Origin of the sequence: Mucilaginibacter sp. P19, from assembly GCF_050632265.1 — a bacterium.
GTDB classification, from domain to species: Bacteria; Bacteroidota; Bacteroidia; order Sphingobacteriales; family Sphingobacteriaceae; genus Mucilaginibacter; species Mucilaginibacter gossypii.
Genome location: NZ_CP192586.1, coordinates 3,051,515 through 3,068,644 on the forward strand (window position 1 = coordinate 3,051,515; position 17,130 = coordinate 3,068,644).

The 17,130-nt window shown below is 44.1% G+C and carries 16 protein-coding genes and 2 pseudogenes; 6 read left to right on the forward strand and 12 right to left on the reverse strand.

What is annotated here, in order from left to right:
• The first annotated feature begins 60 nt into the window (after nucleotides 1–60).
• From ACQ86K_RS14875 to ACQ86K_RS14895, 5 genes are all read left to right on the forward strand, one after another.
• The gene (locus ACQ86K_RS14875; protein WP_176844399.1) at nucleotides 61–582 is read left to right on the forward strand and encodes a class I SAM-dependent methyltransferase; all 522 of its coding nucleotides are present in this window, start codon (nucleotides 61–63) and stop codon (nucleotides 580–582) included.
• Nucleotides 583–627: 45 nt separating this feature from the next.
• On the forward strand, nucleotides 628–1,221 hold the full coding sequence (locus ACQ86K_RS14880; protein WP_091164138.1) for a class I SAM-dependent methyltransferase: 594 nt from the start codon (nucleotides 628–630) through the stop codon (nucleotides 1,219–1,221).
• Between the two features lie 98 nt (nucleotides 1,222–1,319).
• Nucleotides 1,320–1,700 (forward strand): glycine cleavage system protein GcvH, encoded by a 381-nt coding sequence (gene gcvH / locus ACQ86K_RS14885; protein WP_091164137.1) that lies wholly within the window; start codon nucleotides 1,320–1,322, stop codon nucleotides 1,698–1,700.
• A gap of 140 nt (nucleotides 1,701–1,840) precedes the next feature.
• Nucleotides 1,841–2,017 (forward strand): histone H1, encoded by a 177-nt coding sequence (locus ACQ86K_RS14890; protein WP_091164135.1) that lies wholly within the window; start codon nucleotides 1,841–1,843, stop codon nucleotides 2,015–2,017.
• A 93-nt stretch (nucleotides 2,018–2,110) separates the two neighbouring features.
• Nucleotides 2,111–2,347 carry a hypothetical protein gene (locus tag ACQ86K_RS14895; protein WP_091164133.1) on the forward strand — a complete coding sequence of 79 codons (237 nt, stop codon included), beginning with the start codon at nucleotides 2,111–2,113 and terminating at the stop codon, nucleotides 2,345–2,347.
• Between the two features lie 8 nt (nucleotides 2,348–2,355).
• Here ACQ86K_RS14895 and ACQ86K_RS14900 read toward each other — a convergent pair whose 3' ends face one another.
• From ACQ86K_RS14900 to ACQ86K_RS14910, 3 genes and pseudogenes are all read right to left on the reverse strand, one after another.
• Nucleotides 2,356–2,979 (reverse strand): STAS domain-containing protein, encoded by a 624-nt coding sequence (locus tag ACQ86K_RS14900; protein ID WP_431200858.1) that lies wholly within the window; start codon nucleotides 2,977–2,979, stop codon nucleotides 2,356–2,358.
• Nucleotides 2,968–4,079: pseudogene (locus ACQ86K_RS14905) on the reverse strand (SulP family inorganic anion transporter); the annotation flags it as partial. The pseudogene ACQ86K_RS14905 and the gene ACQ86K_RS14900, both read right to left, overlap by 12 nt.
• A complete protein-coding gene (locus ACQ86K_RS14910) occupies nucleotides 4,067–4,492 on the reverse strand; it encodes a DUF983 domain-containing protein (protein ID WP_091164131.1) in 426 nt (141 codons plus the stop codon). The gene ACQ86K_RS14910 and the pseudogene ACQ86K_RS14905, both read right to left, overlap by 13 nt.
• A 178-nt stretch (nucleotides 4,493–4,670) precedes the next feature.
• On the opposite strand from ACQ86K_RS14910, the gene ACQ86K_RS14915 reads away from it, so the two are divergent.
• Nucleotides 4,671–5,390 (forward strand): Crp/Fnr family transcriptional regulator, encoded by a 720-nt coding sequence (locus tag ACQ86K_RS14915; protein WP_090526098.1) that lies wholly within the window; start codon nucleotides 4,671–4,673, stop codon nucleotides 5,388–5,390.
• 344 nt (nucleotides 5,391–5,734) lie between these two features.
• Here ACQ86K_RS14915 and ACQ86K_RS14920 read toward each other — a convergent pair whose 3' ends face one another.
• The 9 genes and pseudogenes from ACQ86K_RS14920 to ACQ86K_RS14960 form a co-directional block, all read right to left on the reverse strand.
• On the reverse strand, nucleotides 5,735–7,246 hold the full coding sequence (locus ACQ86K_RS14920) for a SusD/RagB family nutrient-binding outer membrane lipoprotein (RefSeq protein ID WP_091164129.1): 1,512 nt from the start codon (nucleotides 7,244–7,246) through the stop codon (nucleotides 5,735–5,737).
• A 12-nt stretch (nucleotides 7,247–7,258) separates the two neighbouring features.
• Nucleotides 7,259–10,417 (reverse strand): SusC/RagA family TonB-linked outer membrane protein, encoded by a 3,159-nt coding sequence (locus tag ACQ86K_RS14925; RefSeq protein WP_091164127.1) that lies wholly within the window; start codon nucleotides 10,415–10,417, stop codon nucleotides 7,259–7,261.
• A gap of 189 nt (nucleotides 10,418–10,606) precedes the next feature.
• Nucleotides 10,607–11,923, reverse strand: a complete 1,317-nt coding sequence (locus ACQ86K_RS14930) for a gluconate:H+ symporter (protein ID WP_091164125.1) — start codon at nucleotides 11,921–11,923, stop codon at nucleotides 10,607–10,609.
• 14 nt (nucleotides 11,924–11,937) lie between these two features.
• A pseudogene (locus tag ACQ86K_RS14935) lies at nucleotides 11,938–13,652 on the reverse strand (IlvD/Edd family dehydratase).
• 43 nt (nucleotides 13,653–13,695) lie between these two features.
• Nucleotides 13,696–14,067 carry a fumarylacetoacetate hydrolase family protein gene (locus ACQ86K_RS14940; RefSeq protein WP_431200639.1) on the reverse strand — a complete coding sequence of 124 codons (372 nt, stop codon included), beginning with the start codon at nucleotides 14,065–14,067 and terminating at the stop codon, nucleotides 13,696–13,698.
• An 11-nt stretch (nucleotides 14,068–14,078) separates the two neighbouring features.
• Nucleotides 14,079–14,531, reverse strand: a complete 453-nt coding sequence (locus ACQ86K_RS14945) for a hypothetical protein (protein ID WP_431200640.1) — start codon at nucleotides 14,529–14,531, stop codon at nucleotides 14,079–14,081.
• Between the two features lie 257 nt (nucleotides 14,532–14,788).
• On the reverse strand, nucleotides 14,789–15,817 hold the full coding sequence (locus ACQ86K_RS14950) for a bile acid:sodium symporter family protein (protein ID WP_431200641.1): 1,029 nt from the start codon (nucleotides 15,815–15,817) through the stop codon (nucleotides 14,789–14,791).
• A 12-nt stretch (nucleotides 15,818–15,829) separates the two neighbouring features.
• Nucleotides 15,830–16,732: a mandelate racemase/muconate lactonizing enzyme family protein gene (locus tag ACQ86K_RS14955; RefSeq protein WP_431200642.1), complete on the reverse strand. Its 903-nt coding sequence runs from the start codon at nucleotides 16,730–16,732 to the stop codon at nucleotides 15,830–15,832.
• Nucleotides 16,651–17,112: a hypothetical protein gene (locus tag ACQ86K_RS14960; RefSeq protein ID WP_431200643.1), complete on the reverse strand. Its 462-nt coding sequence runs from the start codon at nucleotides 17,110–17,112 to the stop codon at nucleotides 16,651–16,653. Before ACQ86K_RS14960 ends, ACQ86K_RS14955 begins: the two co-directional genes overlap by 82 nt.
• Nucleotides 17,113–17,130 lie beyond the last annotated feature (18 nt).

The window sequence follows — 17,130 nt, forward strand, 5'->3', positions numbered from 1 at the left end:
AATCCCAATGATTGTTTTTTCCGCAATGATGCGGAATTTGACTGGCTCTACCCGGAGCATTTGCAGTCGTTATCACAAAAACAATGGACGCCTATTGCCATCGCCAAAAAGGCCGCCGAATATTTAGCAGTAAAAGGCGCCAAAGTACTGGATGTTGGTAGCGGCATAGGAAAATTCTGCTTAACCGCGGCGCATTTTTATCCTGATTCTTTTTATTTCGGGGTTGAACAGCGGCATGAACTGGTGCATTACGCCCAAACCACACAAAGATACCTGGATATTAACAATGTCAGTTTCATACATGCCAATATCACTCAGGTTAACTTTCATCAATTTGACCATTTCTATTTCTATAATTCTTTCTTTGAAAATTTAGACCAGGAGAATGCTATTGATGATCATATAGAGACTTCTTACGGCCTCTACGCTTATTATTCACGGTATTTAAAATCGATGCTGAATGATAAACCTTCGGGTACCAGAGTAGTAACCTATCAGAGTTTCGGAGAAATTATTCCGATAGATTACAGCATGAAAGATCTCGCTTATGATTCCTTACTTCAGTTATGGGTCAAAGATTAATTAGGATTTAACTTAAACACATAAATAACATACAGTTCCCTTTTTATGTATAGCGATACAATAAGCATTTCTTATTTCCGCAAAGACGCGGCTTTCGATACTTTGTATCCGATACATATCCGGGAACTATCACAAATGCACTGGACAGGCCTGGACATTTCGCTCGAAGCCAGCAATTTCCTTGCAACCCCGGGGGCCAGAATCCTGGATATTGGCAGCGGTGTCGGTAAATTTTGTATCGCGTCTGGCGTTTATCATCCGGAAGCTACCTTTTATGGCATAGAGCAACGGGAAGCGTTGTTCAATTATGCAGAATCAGCCAAAGCGCAGATAGGTGTACCCAATGTGCAGTTTATGCATGGTAACCTTACTAACCTGGACTACGACCTGTTTGATCATTTTTACTTTTTCAATCCTTTTTATGAAAACATAGAACCAAGCATCAGGATCGATTATAACGTCAATACCTCGTTTGATCTGTACAATTACTATACTTTGTTCATTTACGAAATGCTGAACAAAAGACCGGCCGGTACCCGGTTGGTTACCTTCCATGCACCGGAAAAACAGATTCCGATTAGTTATCAATTAATGAACAATTCCTATAGCCCGGTGCTGAAAATGTGGATCAAGAAGTAAAAGAGCTGGTTCAGCCCTGCTATATAAAACATTCAGATCAGGCCTGATGAACGCGGCAATATTTATTAAATAATAATTGAACGATAAAAAATAAAATCATGAATTACCCCGAAAATTTATTTTACACCAAAGACCATGAATGGATCAGCTTCGAGCAAGACCATGCATTGATCGGTATTACCGATTTTGCACAAAAGGAATTAGGTGATATCGTTTACGTTGATATCCCATGCCTGAATAAGATCATTGCTAAAGAGGCCATATTTGGCACAGTTGAGGCGGTAAAAACAGTATCAGACCTTTTCATGCCGGTAAATGGCAAAGTAATAGCTGTAAATCCTTTGCTTGAAACCAACCCCGAGCTGGTGAACCAGGACCCTTATGGATGCTGGATGATAAAAGTGCTGGTAAGCTTATCAGACGACCGCGAATCGCTGTTGACAGCAGAGCAATACCTGGCACAGATCGGAAGCAACTAACCCTCCGCGGAAATACCTTTTTATCAACAAGAATGGAGCCTATCCCCCGGGTTGCGATTTGAGGACATTAAGCCGAATATTTAACCTTTCCGGTTAAAAAAAATAGAATCAAACACATCATTTATTTAACACAAAACACAATGGAAAAATTTAGAGCGGCAAAAGATTTGATAGATGCCATAGAGAAAGACATGTTCAGCTTTTACGAAAAAGGCAACAAAGCTGCAGGAACCAGGGTTAGAAATGCTATGCAGCAATTAAAAGTTATGGCAACAGATATCCGTAAAGAAATAACAGAAAAGAAAAACAATAAATAAATTAGTTTAAGAACTGTTTTGGGAAAATAACCAGGTCAAAGCTGACCTGGTTATTTTATCAGGAACAGCCAGATAAATCATTCTTTTCAATATATGATCGGATTTCCGCTACGTGTTACTTATCAGCAGCAAGATTTTATTTATTATATCATCGCTGCCCCGAGTAAAAAGAACCATACCCTTGAAATTCTTTTAGATGCTAAAAGTTACACCTTTATTCTGAGTTTAAATAAACTATGGATCGAAAAAGACCCGGATAAAGATCGTCCTCTTGATCAGGGGTTGGTGCTGGCCATAAGCAGAGCGGTGACCTTGCGTTACCCTATTTAATAACAGGATTATAACAGATCAAAGCCTTTATTAACCTGCATAGGATTTTTTGAGGGATCAGTGTCCGATAAAACTTCATCTGCTCGTTTTAATGCTTTTTCAAATGTGTCCCGGACATTACCTTTCCCGATTTGAAATAATAAACGCGTCTTTTTTAGTGCTCCAGTTACCTGTTCGCTGTTTGCCTCCGACAGGATAAGCTTAGTTCCTTTCTTTTTTATTTCCTGATGAACGTCCCTTAATACCCTAATACCGGTTGCATCAATGACGGGTACATTCCTCATCCGGATAATCAATACCCGGGCGGGTTTTTCCAGCACTTTCATCGTGTCTTTAAATTTATAGGCCGCACCAAAGAACAAAGGGCCATTGATCTCAAAAACGTCGACCCCTTTTGGGATAACTGATTGGTTAAATTCATCATCAGATAATTGATCCGGAGCCAAAATAGTATGCTGTACGGAACTGGACTGCATCATTTTGCGCATAAAAAGGAAAGCGGCGACAATTATCCCAATTTCAATAGCTACGGTCAGGTCTACTAAGATGGTGAGGCCGAAGGTGATCAACAAAACGGAAGCATCACTTTTTGAGCCTTTAAATACGTCTATAAAATTCCCAAGTTCGCTCATATTCCAGGCTACTACCACCAATATACCTGCAAGTGTTGCCATGGGGATCAACGCTGCCCATTGGCCTATAAAAAGCATAATAAGAAGTAAGGTAATGGCATGTATGATCCCAGCTACGGGTGTACTTCCGCCATTTTTAATATTGGTAGCCGTTCTTGCTATTGCGCCGGTGGCCGGAATTCCCCCTAAAACAGATGAACAGATATTGGCCACTCCCTGTGCAATGAGCTCCGTATTAGACCGGTGATTTCCGCCGGTCATGCCATCTGCCACAACAGCTGATAATAGAGACTCAATACTGCACAGCAAAGCGATGGTAAAAGCGGGCCTGATCAGCTGCCGGATGGTTTCCAGGCTTACATCTGGCATGACCGGGTGCGGTAAAGTAGCAGTGATCACTCCGAAACGGCTGCCAATAGTCTCTACCGAAAGATGGAAGTACCTGGCAACCAGTGTACTTATAACAATTGCGATCAGCGAACCAGGAACTTTCCGGGTTACCCTGGGCCACAGCAAAACAACCAGTAAGGTAAAAACCCCGATAAACAAGGCATAAAGGTTCAACGAAGACAGGTGCCGGCTATAGTCGATCCATTTACTGATAAAATCAGCAGGGACATTTCCCATTTTCAACCCTAAAAAGTCTTTAACTTCTGAAGAAAAATGATGACGGCGATGCCGGTAGTAAAACCAATGACCAGCGGATAGGGAATGTATTTAATAGTATTACCTAATTTAGCTACCCCCATAATGATCAAAATGATTCCGGCAATAAATGTGGCAATAACCAACCCGCTAACACCGAACTGCTGAACGATCCCATAAACCACAACGATAAATGCGCCTGTGGGTCCTCCTATCTGTACCTTGCTGCCTCCCAAAGCGGATATAATTACCCCCGCAATGATAGCCGTAAAAATTCCTTTTTCGGGGGACACGCCCGAAGCAATTGCAAAAGCTATCGCCAGGGGCAAAGCAACAACACCTACAATTATTCCGGCAACAACATCCTTATAAAATTGTGCAGGGGTGTAACCTTTAAGGGTGTCAATCAGCTTGGGCCTGAACAAATTCATCATCTTGTTCATTATTGAAACCATTTAAATTTATTCCCGTCCACCGGCATTTCAATATCAAGTTCGGGGTGATAATGTACCTTGGGAGATAACCAGTAAAGCAATATTACACGGGAATACCTGAAATTCAAAGGTGCAAGCAAGAACAAACCACCGAGAATGGTACTGAGATATAACCATGGCGAATCGTTATTTTGGGTTATCAGGAAAGTGGCGGCCCACAAGATGCCTCCCTCTGCTACATTCATAGCGTAGCTGATATACATCGCCGCATAAAAATAGCCGGGCTCGATCTCGAAGATCATCTGACAATGCGGGCAATTCAGGTTGATCTTGTTGGAACCAAAACGGTATGTTGCTCCTTCGAACATATTACCCCTGCGGCAGCGCGGGCATTTTGCATGGAGCATTGCCCATGATTTTGATGTTCTTACCATTAATACAAAGCTATAATTACTAATACAGGCTTGATATGGTATGACATCAGCAAACAAACTGATATTTATCAGTTTTAGACTTGCAAGCACGCGCCTGTACATGCTGTACGGGCTTTACCCGTCATACCGGGCATACCAGCCAATAACATCGGCTGCATTAAATTCATATATTTGTAATATGAGTTTATCCGGAATTTTTCCAATTGATAAGTGGGAATTCACAACACAATCTGTTCTTAATACACTTTCCGAAGAAGATTATAACTTTTTAATCTCCCGGCAAGGCGCGCAGAAATATCAAAAAGGAGAAATCATCTTCAAGGAAGGCATTGTACCTTCAGGTATCTATTTTATTCACCAGGGAAAAATAAAAAAATATAAGGTTGACCGGAATGGCCGGGAGCAGATCATATATGTAGCTAATAAAGGCGAATTAATAGGGTATCACGCGATTTTGGCGGAAGAGCGTTGCCCTGATTCTGCCGCTGCATTGGAAGACTGCCTGATCAGTTTTATCCCTAAAGAGGACTTTTTAACCATTCTGGACAGATCGCCGCTTTTCATGCGGCGCTTATTAAAATCATTGAGCCATGAATTTAGTGTATTGGCCAATAGTATTTCCGTGATCTCTCAGAGAACAGCATCTGAACGCCTCGCTATTTCGCTGATCATTTTGAGAGAAAAGTTTAAAGGGGACGGTTCAGGTGAAAAAGATGTTATTCTCAATATCTCAAGAATGGACCTGGCCGGCATGGCAGGGATCGCGCAGGAAAATGTGATCCGCTTGTTAAAAGAATTTAAAGAGGAAGGCGTACTGGAAACCGACGGCCGGAAGATATGGATCAAAGACATTAAACGCTTAGTTAAAAAATCGAACTACGGATTTGGGAACCCGTAGTTACGCAGGCGCAATTGCATCAGCGGGGAATTAATGACAATATTTTGTCAGTGTTCAATTTTTAAAAAACGGGTGTTCAATCAATTAAAATGCAATTTCACAACTAATTGACTATCAATAACAATCTGTTCAGATTGCGATTTGTTAGATTTTAATTAAATCTTAAATCATTGATTATCAATGGTGATTTATTTTGAAAAAATATCAACTGTTCACACTTTTAAAAGTTGAACACTCGTAAGTAAACAGTTACTTCAGCAACCCACAAGTTTTTGTAGCCCCCTTAATGATACCCCGGCGCCAAATGCCACCGGGGTAGTGAAGTGTAATTAATCAGGGATAATTTATTTATCCCAAAACACAGGGGTATCCAGGTCATCCGCACCCATGCTGGCCACCGCCGCCCTGTAGTTATCAGCATTAATGGCAGCTTCTGTTTGCGGGTAGGTGTACCTGCGTACAAAGTTGCCTTTGATTTGCCTGCCGGGATAGGTATTTGGCGCTAACACAGGGTACCCACTCCTCCTGAAATTAGCCCATGTTTCCGCGCCGTTTCCAAACGAAGTTATCCAGTATTGTGTATTGATCAGTTTCAGGGCATTGGCATCAGAATATGCAATTGCCGGGTTATTTAAATAGGCGTTTTGTGCATCGCTGCTGATTACAGCAGTAGCGTCGTAGCTGGTAAATTGATCCATGGCCGCCTTTACACCGTTATTATAATAGGTGCTTGCGGTTCCTGCTATATATCCCCTGAAAGCAGCCTCAGCCAGTAACAGCTGCGTTTGAGCATATGTTACAAAGAATTGCGGCGCGGTTATTTTACCAAATACGCTGTAATTAACCTGCGAATATTTAAACCCGGATCCGCTCACGCCGCGAAAGCCCGGTGCTGTTGGCAATGTACCGCTATCATAGCCTATCGGCAAACCAAACTGGTTGGCTGATGCAGTATCAGGTGCGAGGGACAATGCTTTTCCGGGGTCGGCGTACATAGCCGAGATGTACTTCAGCCTTGGATCACCCGTGGATTTTAATTGCGTTATAAAAGGCTCGGCCAAATAATAAGTATTGGTTAGCTGTTGAATTTGCTGGGTAACCAGGTTGGGGTACGTATTGTTATATTTCAGGTAACAGTTATCGGCGTTAGATTGCATTACCCCTCCGGTCACAGCTGCCTGAACAATAGTTTTTGCCTTGCCCGGGTCTAACTTAGAATAGCGCATCCCTATCCGAAGCAACAATGAATAGCCAAGCCGCTTCCATTGAGGAATATCTCCGCCAAAAAACACATCTCCCTTAACAAGATCCTTCGCAGGGTCTAACGCCGCGGTGGCTGCTGTCAGTTCGTTTACCAAGTCGGCATAAATATCCTGTTGTTTATCGTATTTAGGCAAAAAAGCAGAATTGAGGTAAGCCTGGCCGGCCTGGCTATATGGCACATCGCCGTAAGTGTCAACCAGCATCATGTAATTATAAGCCCGCCATATCCTGGTTTCGTTGTACAAGTTAGACCGGGAAGCGTTGCCTTTTAAATCCGGCAAAATGTGCTCAAGCAATTTTATGGTGTTTGGATAAGCGTTATTCCACCGCATCACTGTATAGGTTTGATTTAATACGTTGAAGTTAAACGCTGAGGTAACCCCACCAAAAGGATCAATAAACTGCTGAACAACCGTTGGTTCAGTTTCCATTAATGCTGCATATGTTAAAACTTCGGCGTTGGAAAACAAAAACACCGGGTCGAGACTGGTAGTGTTATTTGGATTGACATTTAACTCTCTAAATCCTTTATCGCAACCTGTTGCAGCAAACAGGCAGGCGGCCGACAATATGATCTTTATATATTTTTTCATGATCGTACTCTTTTAAAATTTGACGTTTAGGTTAAAACCATAAGTCCGCGTTGTAGGCAGCGAACTTTGCTCATAACCGGTTAAAATATCACCGCTTGATGAGATAGCCTCCGGATCGATATTAGGTGTGTATTTTTTAATGATAAGCACGTTGTGGCATACCGCTGAAAGCACAAGCCCTTTAATAAATTTGGTTTTCATCATTTTCGAAAAATCATAGCTAACTGAAAGGTTTCTCAACTTGATAAAGTCTGATTTATAAACAAAAGGGTCCAGGATACCCTGCGAGCGATAGTTGGCATAAAAGTCCTCGGCATTTACTGCTGTTGTGTTAGGTGTACCATCAGCATTCACCGCGTCAAACTTTACGCCTCCTTCCCTACCTACCAGCGACTCTTTTGACAAACCTTCTCTCAGGAAATTCAGGTTAGAACTTGACAATATTTTACCACCTTTTTTATAATCGATATGCGCAATCAGGGTAAACCTTTTGTAAGTAAATGTATTTACCCAACCACCTGTAGCTTTAGGCAATGCGCTGCCAAAAAGTGCAGGAGATGTACTTGCCACTGGTTTACCGCCTGATACGATGATCTTGCCATTAGAATCTCTGCGATAGGTTGAACCCTGGATCTGGTTTAACGGAAGACCAACCTGGTCAACAATAGAGCCGAAAAATTCGCCCGCGCCTAATGTCAGTTGTTTTTGACCATTTGCCAGCGCCAAAACTTTAGAGGTATTTATGGCCGTATTAAATGCCGAACGCCAGCTAAAGTTTGGTTTTCTGACGGGCACTAACTCCAGCAAAAACTCCATACCACGGTTTTGCAGCTCGCCAAGGTTTACAATGGTGCCAGTATAGCCCGACGCGTTGGAGATGGCAACGCTTAAGATTTGGTTAGTGGTATGCTTATCGTATGCGGCAATATCCAGGTTTACACGACTGCTGAACATACGCAGCTCAAGCCCAATTTCTTTTTCTTTTACGCTGTATGGCTTAATTGCCTGGTTTGGCGTAGTAACATTGCTGATACTCCCAAGCGGGACACCGTTGAACGCATTTTGTGAAAGCGTAAAGGTAAGTGAATTGCTGTAAGGGTTGATACCGTTGGCACTGCCCACGTTAGCGTAGGTCGCCCTGATTTTTCCGAAAGTTAGCCATGAGGGCGGGTTCTTTAAAAACTCCGAAAAAACAAAACTGCCGCTTACTGATGGATAAAAATAATGGTTATGTTCGGGGCTTAGCACCGAGAACCAGTCGTTACGGCCGGTTACATTTAAAAACAAATAGGATTTATAGCCAAACTCCGCGGTGCCATAAAGCGAGTTTACTGTTGATTTGGAAACCGCAAAGGCCGAGGTATTGGTTACGCCGTTGCCAAGGGTATAAAAATCCCTGACGTAGAAATTTGTAGCGGTAACAGTATATCCTTGTGATGAGGATGGGAATGTATTTCCTCCTACCGTGGCATCAAAAGAAAAAGGGCCCCATTTATGGCCACCGCCTAATAAGAAGTCGGCGTTAAGCGCACGGTAGGTATTATCATTTGAGTTATAACTACCATTATAAAGGCCAACGGGTGCAGCCGCGTTTGCTAAAGTACCTGTTGGCGAATTTTGTTCGTAGTAAGATGGACTATATTCCATATTTACACGGCCCTGCAAATAAAGCCAGTCAAAAAATTGGTATCGCAGGGTCGCAGTACCTAAAAGATGATCTTTAGTTTGCTTTGTAAATTGCTTTTGCATAATCCAATACGGATTGGTAAGCGTGGTGAAACGAGATGTAGGCGTTTCGTTGCCGTTGGCATCAATGGCGGCGGCTTTTAATACATCCAAACTAACCGAGTTACTATAACGGTACATGTAATTAGTAACCGATGAGCCCTGAATACCAATTACCGGAGGGTTATTATTATTCTCGTGGTCGTAATTCACATAAATTTGGGCAGACAACTTGGGGGTAAAATTGTAGTTTAACCCAAGATTGAATATCTTTTTGTGATAATCATTATTCGGTATTATGCCTTGTGCGTCCTGATTTGAATAAGAAAACCTGAAGCTCCCTTTATCGTTACCGCCCGAAAACGCGATAGTATTGGTCCATGCGTTGGCAAGTCTGAAAAATTTGCTTATACGATTTCTTTCTGGTGCATAAGGGCGTTGTACTCCATCAAACTGGTAGGTAGGTGCATTATCAAATTTTTCACCGAAACTCCACGCACCGGAACTTTGGGCCTGGCCCTGTGTTTTAGGGCGTACATTGTTTTCGCCCTGTCCGTACTCATACTGAAAATCGGTAAAATCCAGTGCCTTGTTTTGGGTAAAATTGGAGGTAAACTCAATACCGATCCCACCATTTTTATTACCGCTTTTGGTAGTGATGATCAACGCGCCGTTACTTGCCCTTGATCCGTAAAGCGCCGCGGCTGTAGCTCCTTTTAATACAGTCATCGACTCAATATCATCCGGGTTTATCTGCTGCATATTATCGCCCAAATCCACCGATTGGGTGTAACCGTTGGTGCTTGAGGGGCTTTGCGACAACGGAAGGCCGTTTAATACGATCAGCGGCGCATTATCACCCTGAAACGCGGATTGCCCCCGCAGCCTGATCTTGGTGCTGCCGCCGGGACCGCTTGCCGGTGGAGATATGTCTAAACCGGCAACTTTTCCCTCAAGGGAGTTAACAAAGTTTGTTGAACGGTTAGTTGTTATTTCGCCAACGCGTACGTTTTCTGCCGCATATCCCAATTTTTTAGACTCGCGCTTTATACCTAGCGCTGTTACTACAATCTCGCTGATAGCAGTTGATTTTGGTTCAAGCGTAACGTTCAGCGTAGTGCGCCCGTTGAGGGGCTCGTTTTTTGGATTGTAGCCTACGTAGCTGAATAACAATACCGCGTTATCGGCAGATACCTGGAGTTTGTAATTTCCGTTTGCGTCGGTCAAAACGCCGTTTTTTGTTCCTTTTTCGCTTACGCTAACGCCGATAAGCGGGCCGCCTTTTTCGTCGGTCACTTTACCGGTAACTATTTGTACCCCCACTTCGGGGCTGGTTCGGGCTGCGACGGCGCTTTCCGCCTGCACATTTCCTGCAATCATAAGTGTAAAAAGAACACTTATTGCAATGGACAGCATCATTCCTGATACTTTGATTTCTTTTTCCATAATTTTAGGGTTAATTCAAATTGGCAAATCTTACTTTAACTTCTTTCTCAAAATTGGTAATTGCGAAAGAGCGTGCTTCTCCGGGCGGTACTTTAAAAGCCGCTTTTCATTTTAGTATCATTTTTTCTTCATGTTATGCGGGGTTTTGGTTTAAAATTGGTTTATAGTACATGTACTGGTATAATCTATTTATAGTAAACAGTCTAACGACAAGACGCCGGCAAGCCCTATTACCGCTACCAGGCTTTCCATTACCGTCCATGAGCGGAGCGTTTCTTTTACTGATAACCCGAAATATTCTTTACATAGCCAAAAAGCGGTATCGTTTACATGCGATCCAAACAGGCTACCCGCTCCAATAGCCAGCACCAATAAATTGGTATTTACGCCCGCATGATGAGCTATAGGGAACAACACGCCTGCGGCAGTTACACCAGCCACAGTGGCCGAGCCGAGGCAAATTCGTAAACAAGCCGTTGCCAGCCACGCCAACAACAAGGGATGCATGGTGCTGCTGACCAGCATACCGGCAAGGGTATTACTTAAGTGGCTATCTGTAAAGACCTGCTTCAGTGCACCCGCACTGCCAATAATGAGTAATACCATGGCTATATCTTTTACTGCACCCATATAACTATCCATTATTTTTGCTAATGACCTGCCTCTACGCAAACCAAGCGTATACGTACTTACAGTTACGGTGACCAGCATCGCAATAATTGGTTCGGCGAGCCATTCAGATAAACTCTTTATCAAAGGATTATCCCTAAAAAGCACAGGCAGCAAATGGGCCCGGCAAATCAATACTACAGGTAAAAGAGATGACAGTATGCTGTTAACAATACCCGGTAGTTCATGAACAGGCAAGGCGGCCGAACTATGGGTAAATTGCAAGCCATTAGGTCCTATCTTTTTGAGGGTAGCCGAGAACATCGGTCCCGCAATTATTATCGCAGGAATAGCAATGATCAGCCCATAGCCAAATGTTTTTACAACATCGGCACGAAAAACGCTAATGAGTGTCATTGGCGAAGGATGCGGTGGTAAAAAGCCGTGCATTACTGATAACGCCGTGAGCATAGGCATACCTACATACAACAGCGGCAAACGATAACTGGAAGCAACCGAAAAAATGATAGGCACCAAGAGTATAAACCCGACATTATAATACAAAGGGATGCCCACAATAAAGCCTGTAAGGGCCATAGCATAGCTTACATATCTGGCACCAAACAAATCATGCATGAAATGGGCTATCCGCTGTGCGGCACCGCTTTCGGCAACCAATTTACCCAGCATAGCACCTAATACAATAATGATCGCTACCGAACCTAAGGTATCGCCCAGTCCTTTATTTATGGATACGATAACCGCTGTAAATGGCATGCCGAAAAAGCATCCCGCCAACAGTGCTACAATAATAAAGGCAAGAAAGGCATTCACCTTTGCCCATGTTATCAGCGCTACAAGCAGTAAAATGCAAAGGACCAGTACAAGTATTGTCATTCCAATCAGCTTTTTTAATGCGAATCACGGGTTACAACAGATCCTGAATTTCCAACCAGGAAATCCAGATCGGCTCCTTTATCCGCTTGCTGCACATGGCGCTGGTACATAGACACGTACCCCCTATCGGTATGATAAGCAGGTTTTTGCCATAACAATCGCCGTCTTTGCAGTTCAACTTCATCTACAAGCAGCTCTATTTTTTTGGCCGGTACGTCAAGGCATATCAGGTCCCCGTTTTCAACAAGTGCCAGGTTGCCGCCGATGGCAGACTCCGGTGAAACATGAAGTACAACTGTGCCGTATGCGGTGCCGCTCATCCTTCCGTCAGAGATCCTTACCATATCTGTAATACCTTTATCCAGCAGTTTTTTTGGCAGCACCATATTGCCAACCTCGGGCATGCCGGGATAACCTACCGGCCCGACATTTTTAAGCACCATCACACAGGTTTCGTCAATATCAAGTTGCGGGTCGTCAACCCTTGCGTGATAGTCTTCAATAGTTTCGAAAACCACTGCCCGACCAGTATGCTGCATCAGTGCTGGCGTTGCTGCCGAAGGCTTGATGACAGCACCATTTACGGCGAGGTTCCCTTTTAAAACGGCTATACCGGCCTCAGGGATAATTGGGGTATTATATGCTGCAATAACCTCATTATTATAGCAGATACCCTCGCCTTTGATGTTTTCCGCGTGCGATTTACCCGTTACGGTTATTGCACCCATATCCAGCTCATTGCTCAGTTCTTTCAAGATCACCGGTAACCCGCCTGCATAGTAGAAATCTTCCATCAGGTATTTTCCGGAAGGCATGAGGTTGAGTAACAAAGGTATTCTGCTGCCCAGCCTGTCAAAATCGTCGAGGCATAAGTCTACGCCAATACGTCCGGCAATTGCAGTAAGATGGATAATGAAATTGGTAGAGCCGCCTATTGCCGCATTTACTTTAATAGCGTTTTCGAAAGCGGCACGGGTAAGTATTTTGGATATCGTCAAACCTTCTTTTACCATTTCAACAATACGCCTGCCTGATAACTGCGCCAGCACTTTTTCCTTGAATCAACCGCCGGGGTGGCCGCGGCCTGTGAAAGGCACATGCCCAGCGACTCGACCATACAAGCCATTGTTGAGGCGGTACCCATTGTCATACAATGGCCTGCACTTCTCGACATGCAGCTTTCGGCAGCAAGGTATTCGTCATTGGTTATTTTACCGGTTTTGAGGTCATCAGTCAGCTTCCATACTGCTGTGCCCGACCCAATATCAGTGCCACGATATTTACCGTTCAACATCGGTCCGCCCGGAACTACGATAGTAGGCAGACCTACGCTGGCCGCTCCCATCATGGTAGATGGTGTAGTTTTGTCGCAGCCTGTCAACAGCACCACTCCGTCTATCGGGTTGCCGCGTATTGATTCTTCGGCATCCATACTGGCCAGGTTGCGGAAAAGCATAGCTGTAGGTTTAAGCAAAGTTTCGCCCAAACTCATGATAGGAAATTCCACAGGGAAACCGCCGGCTTCATACACCCCGCGTTTAACCGCTTCGGCCAGGTCTCGCAAATGTGCATTGCAAGGAGTTAGCTCCGACCATGTATTGCAGATACCAATAACAGGTCGGCCGTCGAAAAGGTCGGTTGGCATACCCTGGTTTTTCATCCAGCTCCTGTATAAAAACCCCATTTTACCTGTTTTTCCAAACCAATCAGCACTTCTGAACTGTGACATTTTATGTTCTTTTATATTTTAATTTATTGTTGCCTTGGTACAATTACTTGCCAACCTGGTTTGTAAGCGTACCTATGTTACTTATTGTGATAGCTATTACGTCGCCATAGTTAAGTGTGAAAGAATCTGACGGTACTATACCGGTACCGGTCATGAGGTATGCACCCGCAGGGAATGACATCTCCATAAAAAGGTAATTGGCAAGTTCCTGGTGTGTACGCTTCATTCTGCTGATCAATATAGCGTCAGTAAACACCTGGTCGTCACCCCTACTTATTTCGATTTGAATTTCGGTATCCGGCGAAATAGATGTGCCTGGCACGTAAAGACACGGGCCAATCGCCGCTGCGCCGTCATACGATTTAGCCTGAGGAAGATATAAGGGATTTTCTCCTTCGATATCTCTTGATGACATATCATTACCTATCAGATAGCCCTCAATAGTACCCGCGCTGCAAATAAACAACACCAACTCGGGCTCAGGAACGTTCCATTTCGAATCTTTCCGGATACGAACGCTCCCCCTGGGCCAACCGCACGGGACGCCGACGATTTAAAAAAGATTTCCGGGCGTTCGGCGCTGTAAACCCTTGCATAGAAATCACCTCCACCGGCATCTTTAGATTCTTCCATCCGGGCATCCATGCTGCGCAGATAAGTGACACCCGACGCCCAGATCTCCTGACCGGCAATGGGAGTACATAGTTGTTCCAGATTATGGGCCAGCAACGGGTTGGCTGAAATGTTTTGGAGATCTTTTAAAACTTCGCTGTGCAGCGTTTCACGGTTTATAAAACTGTCCCAGTTCCAATCCGGCGAATTGTATAACAGGCCGGCGTATTTTACAATAACTTTATCGTTGGTTTTAAATATATGCATAGCTATTTATTGCTGCCCGGCGTTTATGCGGCAGTTATTTCGTTATCAAAAAAATGTAACAAATCGGTTACTTGGTTATGTACAAAGAATGCTAAAGCAAATCGCTTAAGCTTCCAAAAAACACAGCGTTGATTTTTGCACAAAAAACTTAACGCCCCCTCCACCTCAGGCTTCAGCAGGATTTTGCGAAGTAGCCTTATGTGCGGGACCGGGCTTTCTTTTATGCCAGTAAGACGCCAGCAAAGAACCCGTAATATTCATGAAAGTTGAAAAGATGACCGGGGCAAGGCCCAACGTAGCGATTTTTCCCATCGCTTTGGCAAGCCCGGCGGCCATCCCCCGTTTTGCATCCCTACTTCTATAGCGATGGTTCGGCAGTCACGTTCTTCCATTCCAAATGCCTTTGCCGACCAAAAGCCAAGCAAATAGCCACCAATATTATGCATCAGTACCAATACAGCCAGCAACAAGCCAACTTTAAGCAAGCTTTCTCTTCCGGCAGCCGTTATAATGATAATGATACAGATAATGCCTCCCATTGATATGACGGGCATTATCCTTTTTAGCCAGCTGCTGCGTTTTTTGGCTATTGAAGAAAACAGCACACCCAAAGCAATAGGTATCATGACCATTTTAAAAATATCTGCCACCATTAACCAGGGGTCTATTTTAATAAGCGGACCGGCAAGTAAATTCATTAAAAATGGTGTCAATACCGGCGATAGCATGGTGGAAATGCTGGTTATAGTAACCGAGAGCGCCAGGTTTGCCCTGGCCAGGTAGGATACCACGTTAGATGCCATGCCATTAGGGCAGCAGCCTATCAATATAATGCCGGCTGCTATCTCGGCAGGCATTCCGGCTAATTTTACGCTAAACGTTGCGATGCTGAAGCCAAGTAAGGGCATAATAATGAAATGGCTCACTACTCCTATAATTATTCCCCCCGGCGATTTTAATACGCCGAGGAAATCTTGATAATGCATGGAAGTGCCCATACCGAACATGATGAGCTGTATTAGCGGAATAATAAGTGTGGCATATTTGAAACTACCATAGCTGATAAAGAAAGCAGGGTAATAAAGCGCCATGGCCGCTGCACCAAAAATCAGTACTGTATAAGCAAAGCTTTTGGTTTTTGGGGAACTGCAAAGGCTTACAGCAAGCAATACAAAAAATGTAAGTACATAAGGCCCTGTGTGCTCCAAACCTTTAGAAAGCATGATTAATACCGCAACCAATGCAGCGATGGTTAACGCGATGGTAACTTTGTAAAAAAATTTCATACACGGCATTGATCAAGCAAAGAAAGGTACTCCGGGCATCGCATACTTCTTCAACCCTTCCTCGTTGATCTCAACGCCCACTCCGGGCTTATCAGATAGCACCAGGAAACCTTTCTCAATAAAGGGTTTATCATATTGCACTATTTCCTTCCATTTGGGCTCAGTATCACTCAATGTCTGCCACTCCAGAATGTGAAAATTGGGTACCGAGGCACAAACATGCGCGGTTGCCATGGCCCCCAGGAAAGATCCTACCATGTGCGGTGAAAAAGGTACATAATATAAGTTGGCAAGGTTAGCTATCCGCTGCCCCTCGCCCAGCCCTCCGCATTTTTGAAGATCGGGCATTACAATATCAATTCCGGCTTCCGAAAGCAGCCTGGTATAACCGTAAGCCAGGTAAAAATTTTCCCCGGCACAAATTGGCGTGCTTGTTTCCTGGGTTATTGTTTTATACACATCAATATTATCTGCAGGTACTGGTTCTTCCAGCCACATTAAATTAAGAGGTTCCATCATTTTTGCAACCCTGCGGCCGGTTGTAGCATCGTAACGGCCATGCATATCTACACATATATCAATATTCGGCCCTACCTCTTTCCGCACGACGGCAATGGCATTATACATCCTGTCGAGTTCGGCGTTACTGGCAGTCCAGTTATAACGGTCAAACTTATTCGGGTCACGGGCATCGTCAATATCAAATTTCACGGCAGTATAACCGCGGTTAACCGCTCCGCGGGCAGCCTTTGCATAATCATCAGGCACCGGGTTTGTGGCTGTGTATAATTCCGTATCACAATAAACACGACATTTATCGCGGTATTTGCCGCCTAACAACTGGTAAACCGGTAAGCCCAAAGCTTTGCCTGTAAGGTCCCAAAGGGCTGCCTCAACCGCGATAAGCACCGCCACAAACATGCCGGATTGTGCACCGGAAAAAAGTTGGCTTTCCTGATCTCCTCGGCTATCCGGTTTGGGTTTAAGGGGCTCCTGCCTTTCAGCATCCATTCCAACCGTTTAACCAGGTAATAAGTTCCCGCTATGGCATCAACACCTTCGCCCGAGCCCCAGATACCCTGGTTGGTGTATATTTTTACAAAAAGCCCCCCGCCCGCGTAGGCGCACTTAACTTCTGTAATTTTAAGGTCGGATGGAGACGATGCCTGCGGGGTACGCTCTTTGGCGTCTATCAGCCCTTGCCCAAATGTTTTATTTAATGGTGCTGCCAGTACGGAGGCACCGGCTAATACAGTTTTTGAAAGAAAACTGCGCCTGTTTTGATAGTTTGACATATTTTATATTTAGGATAG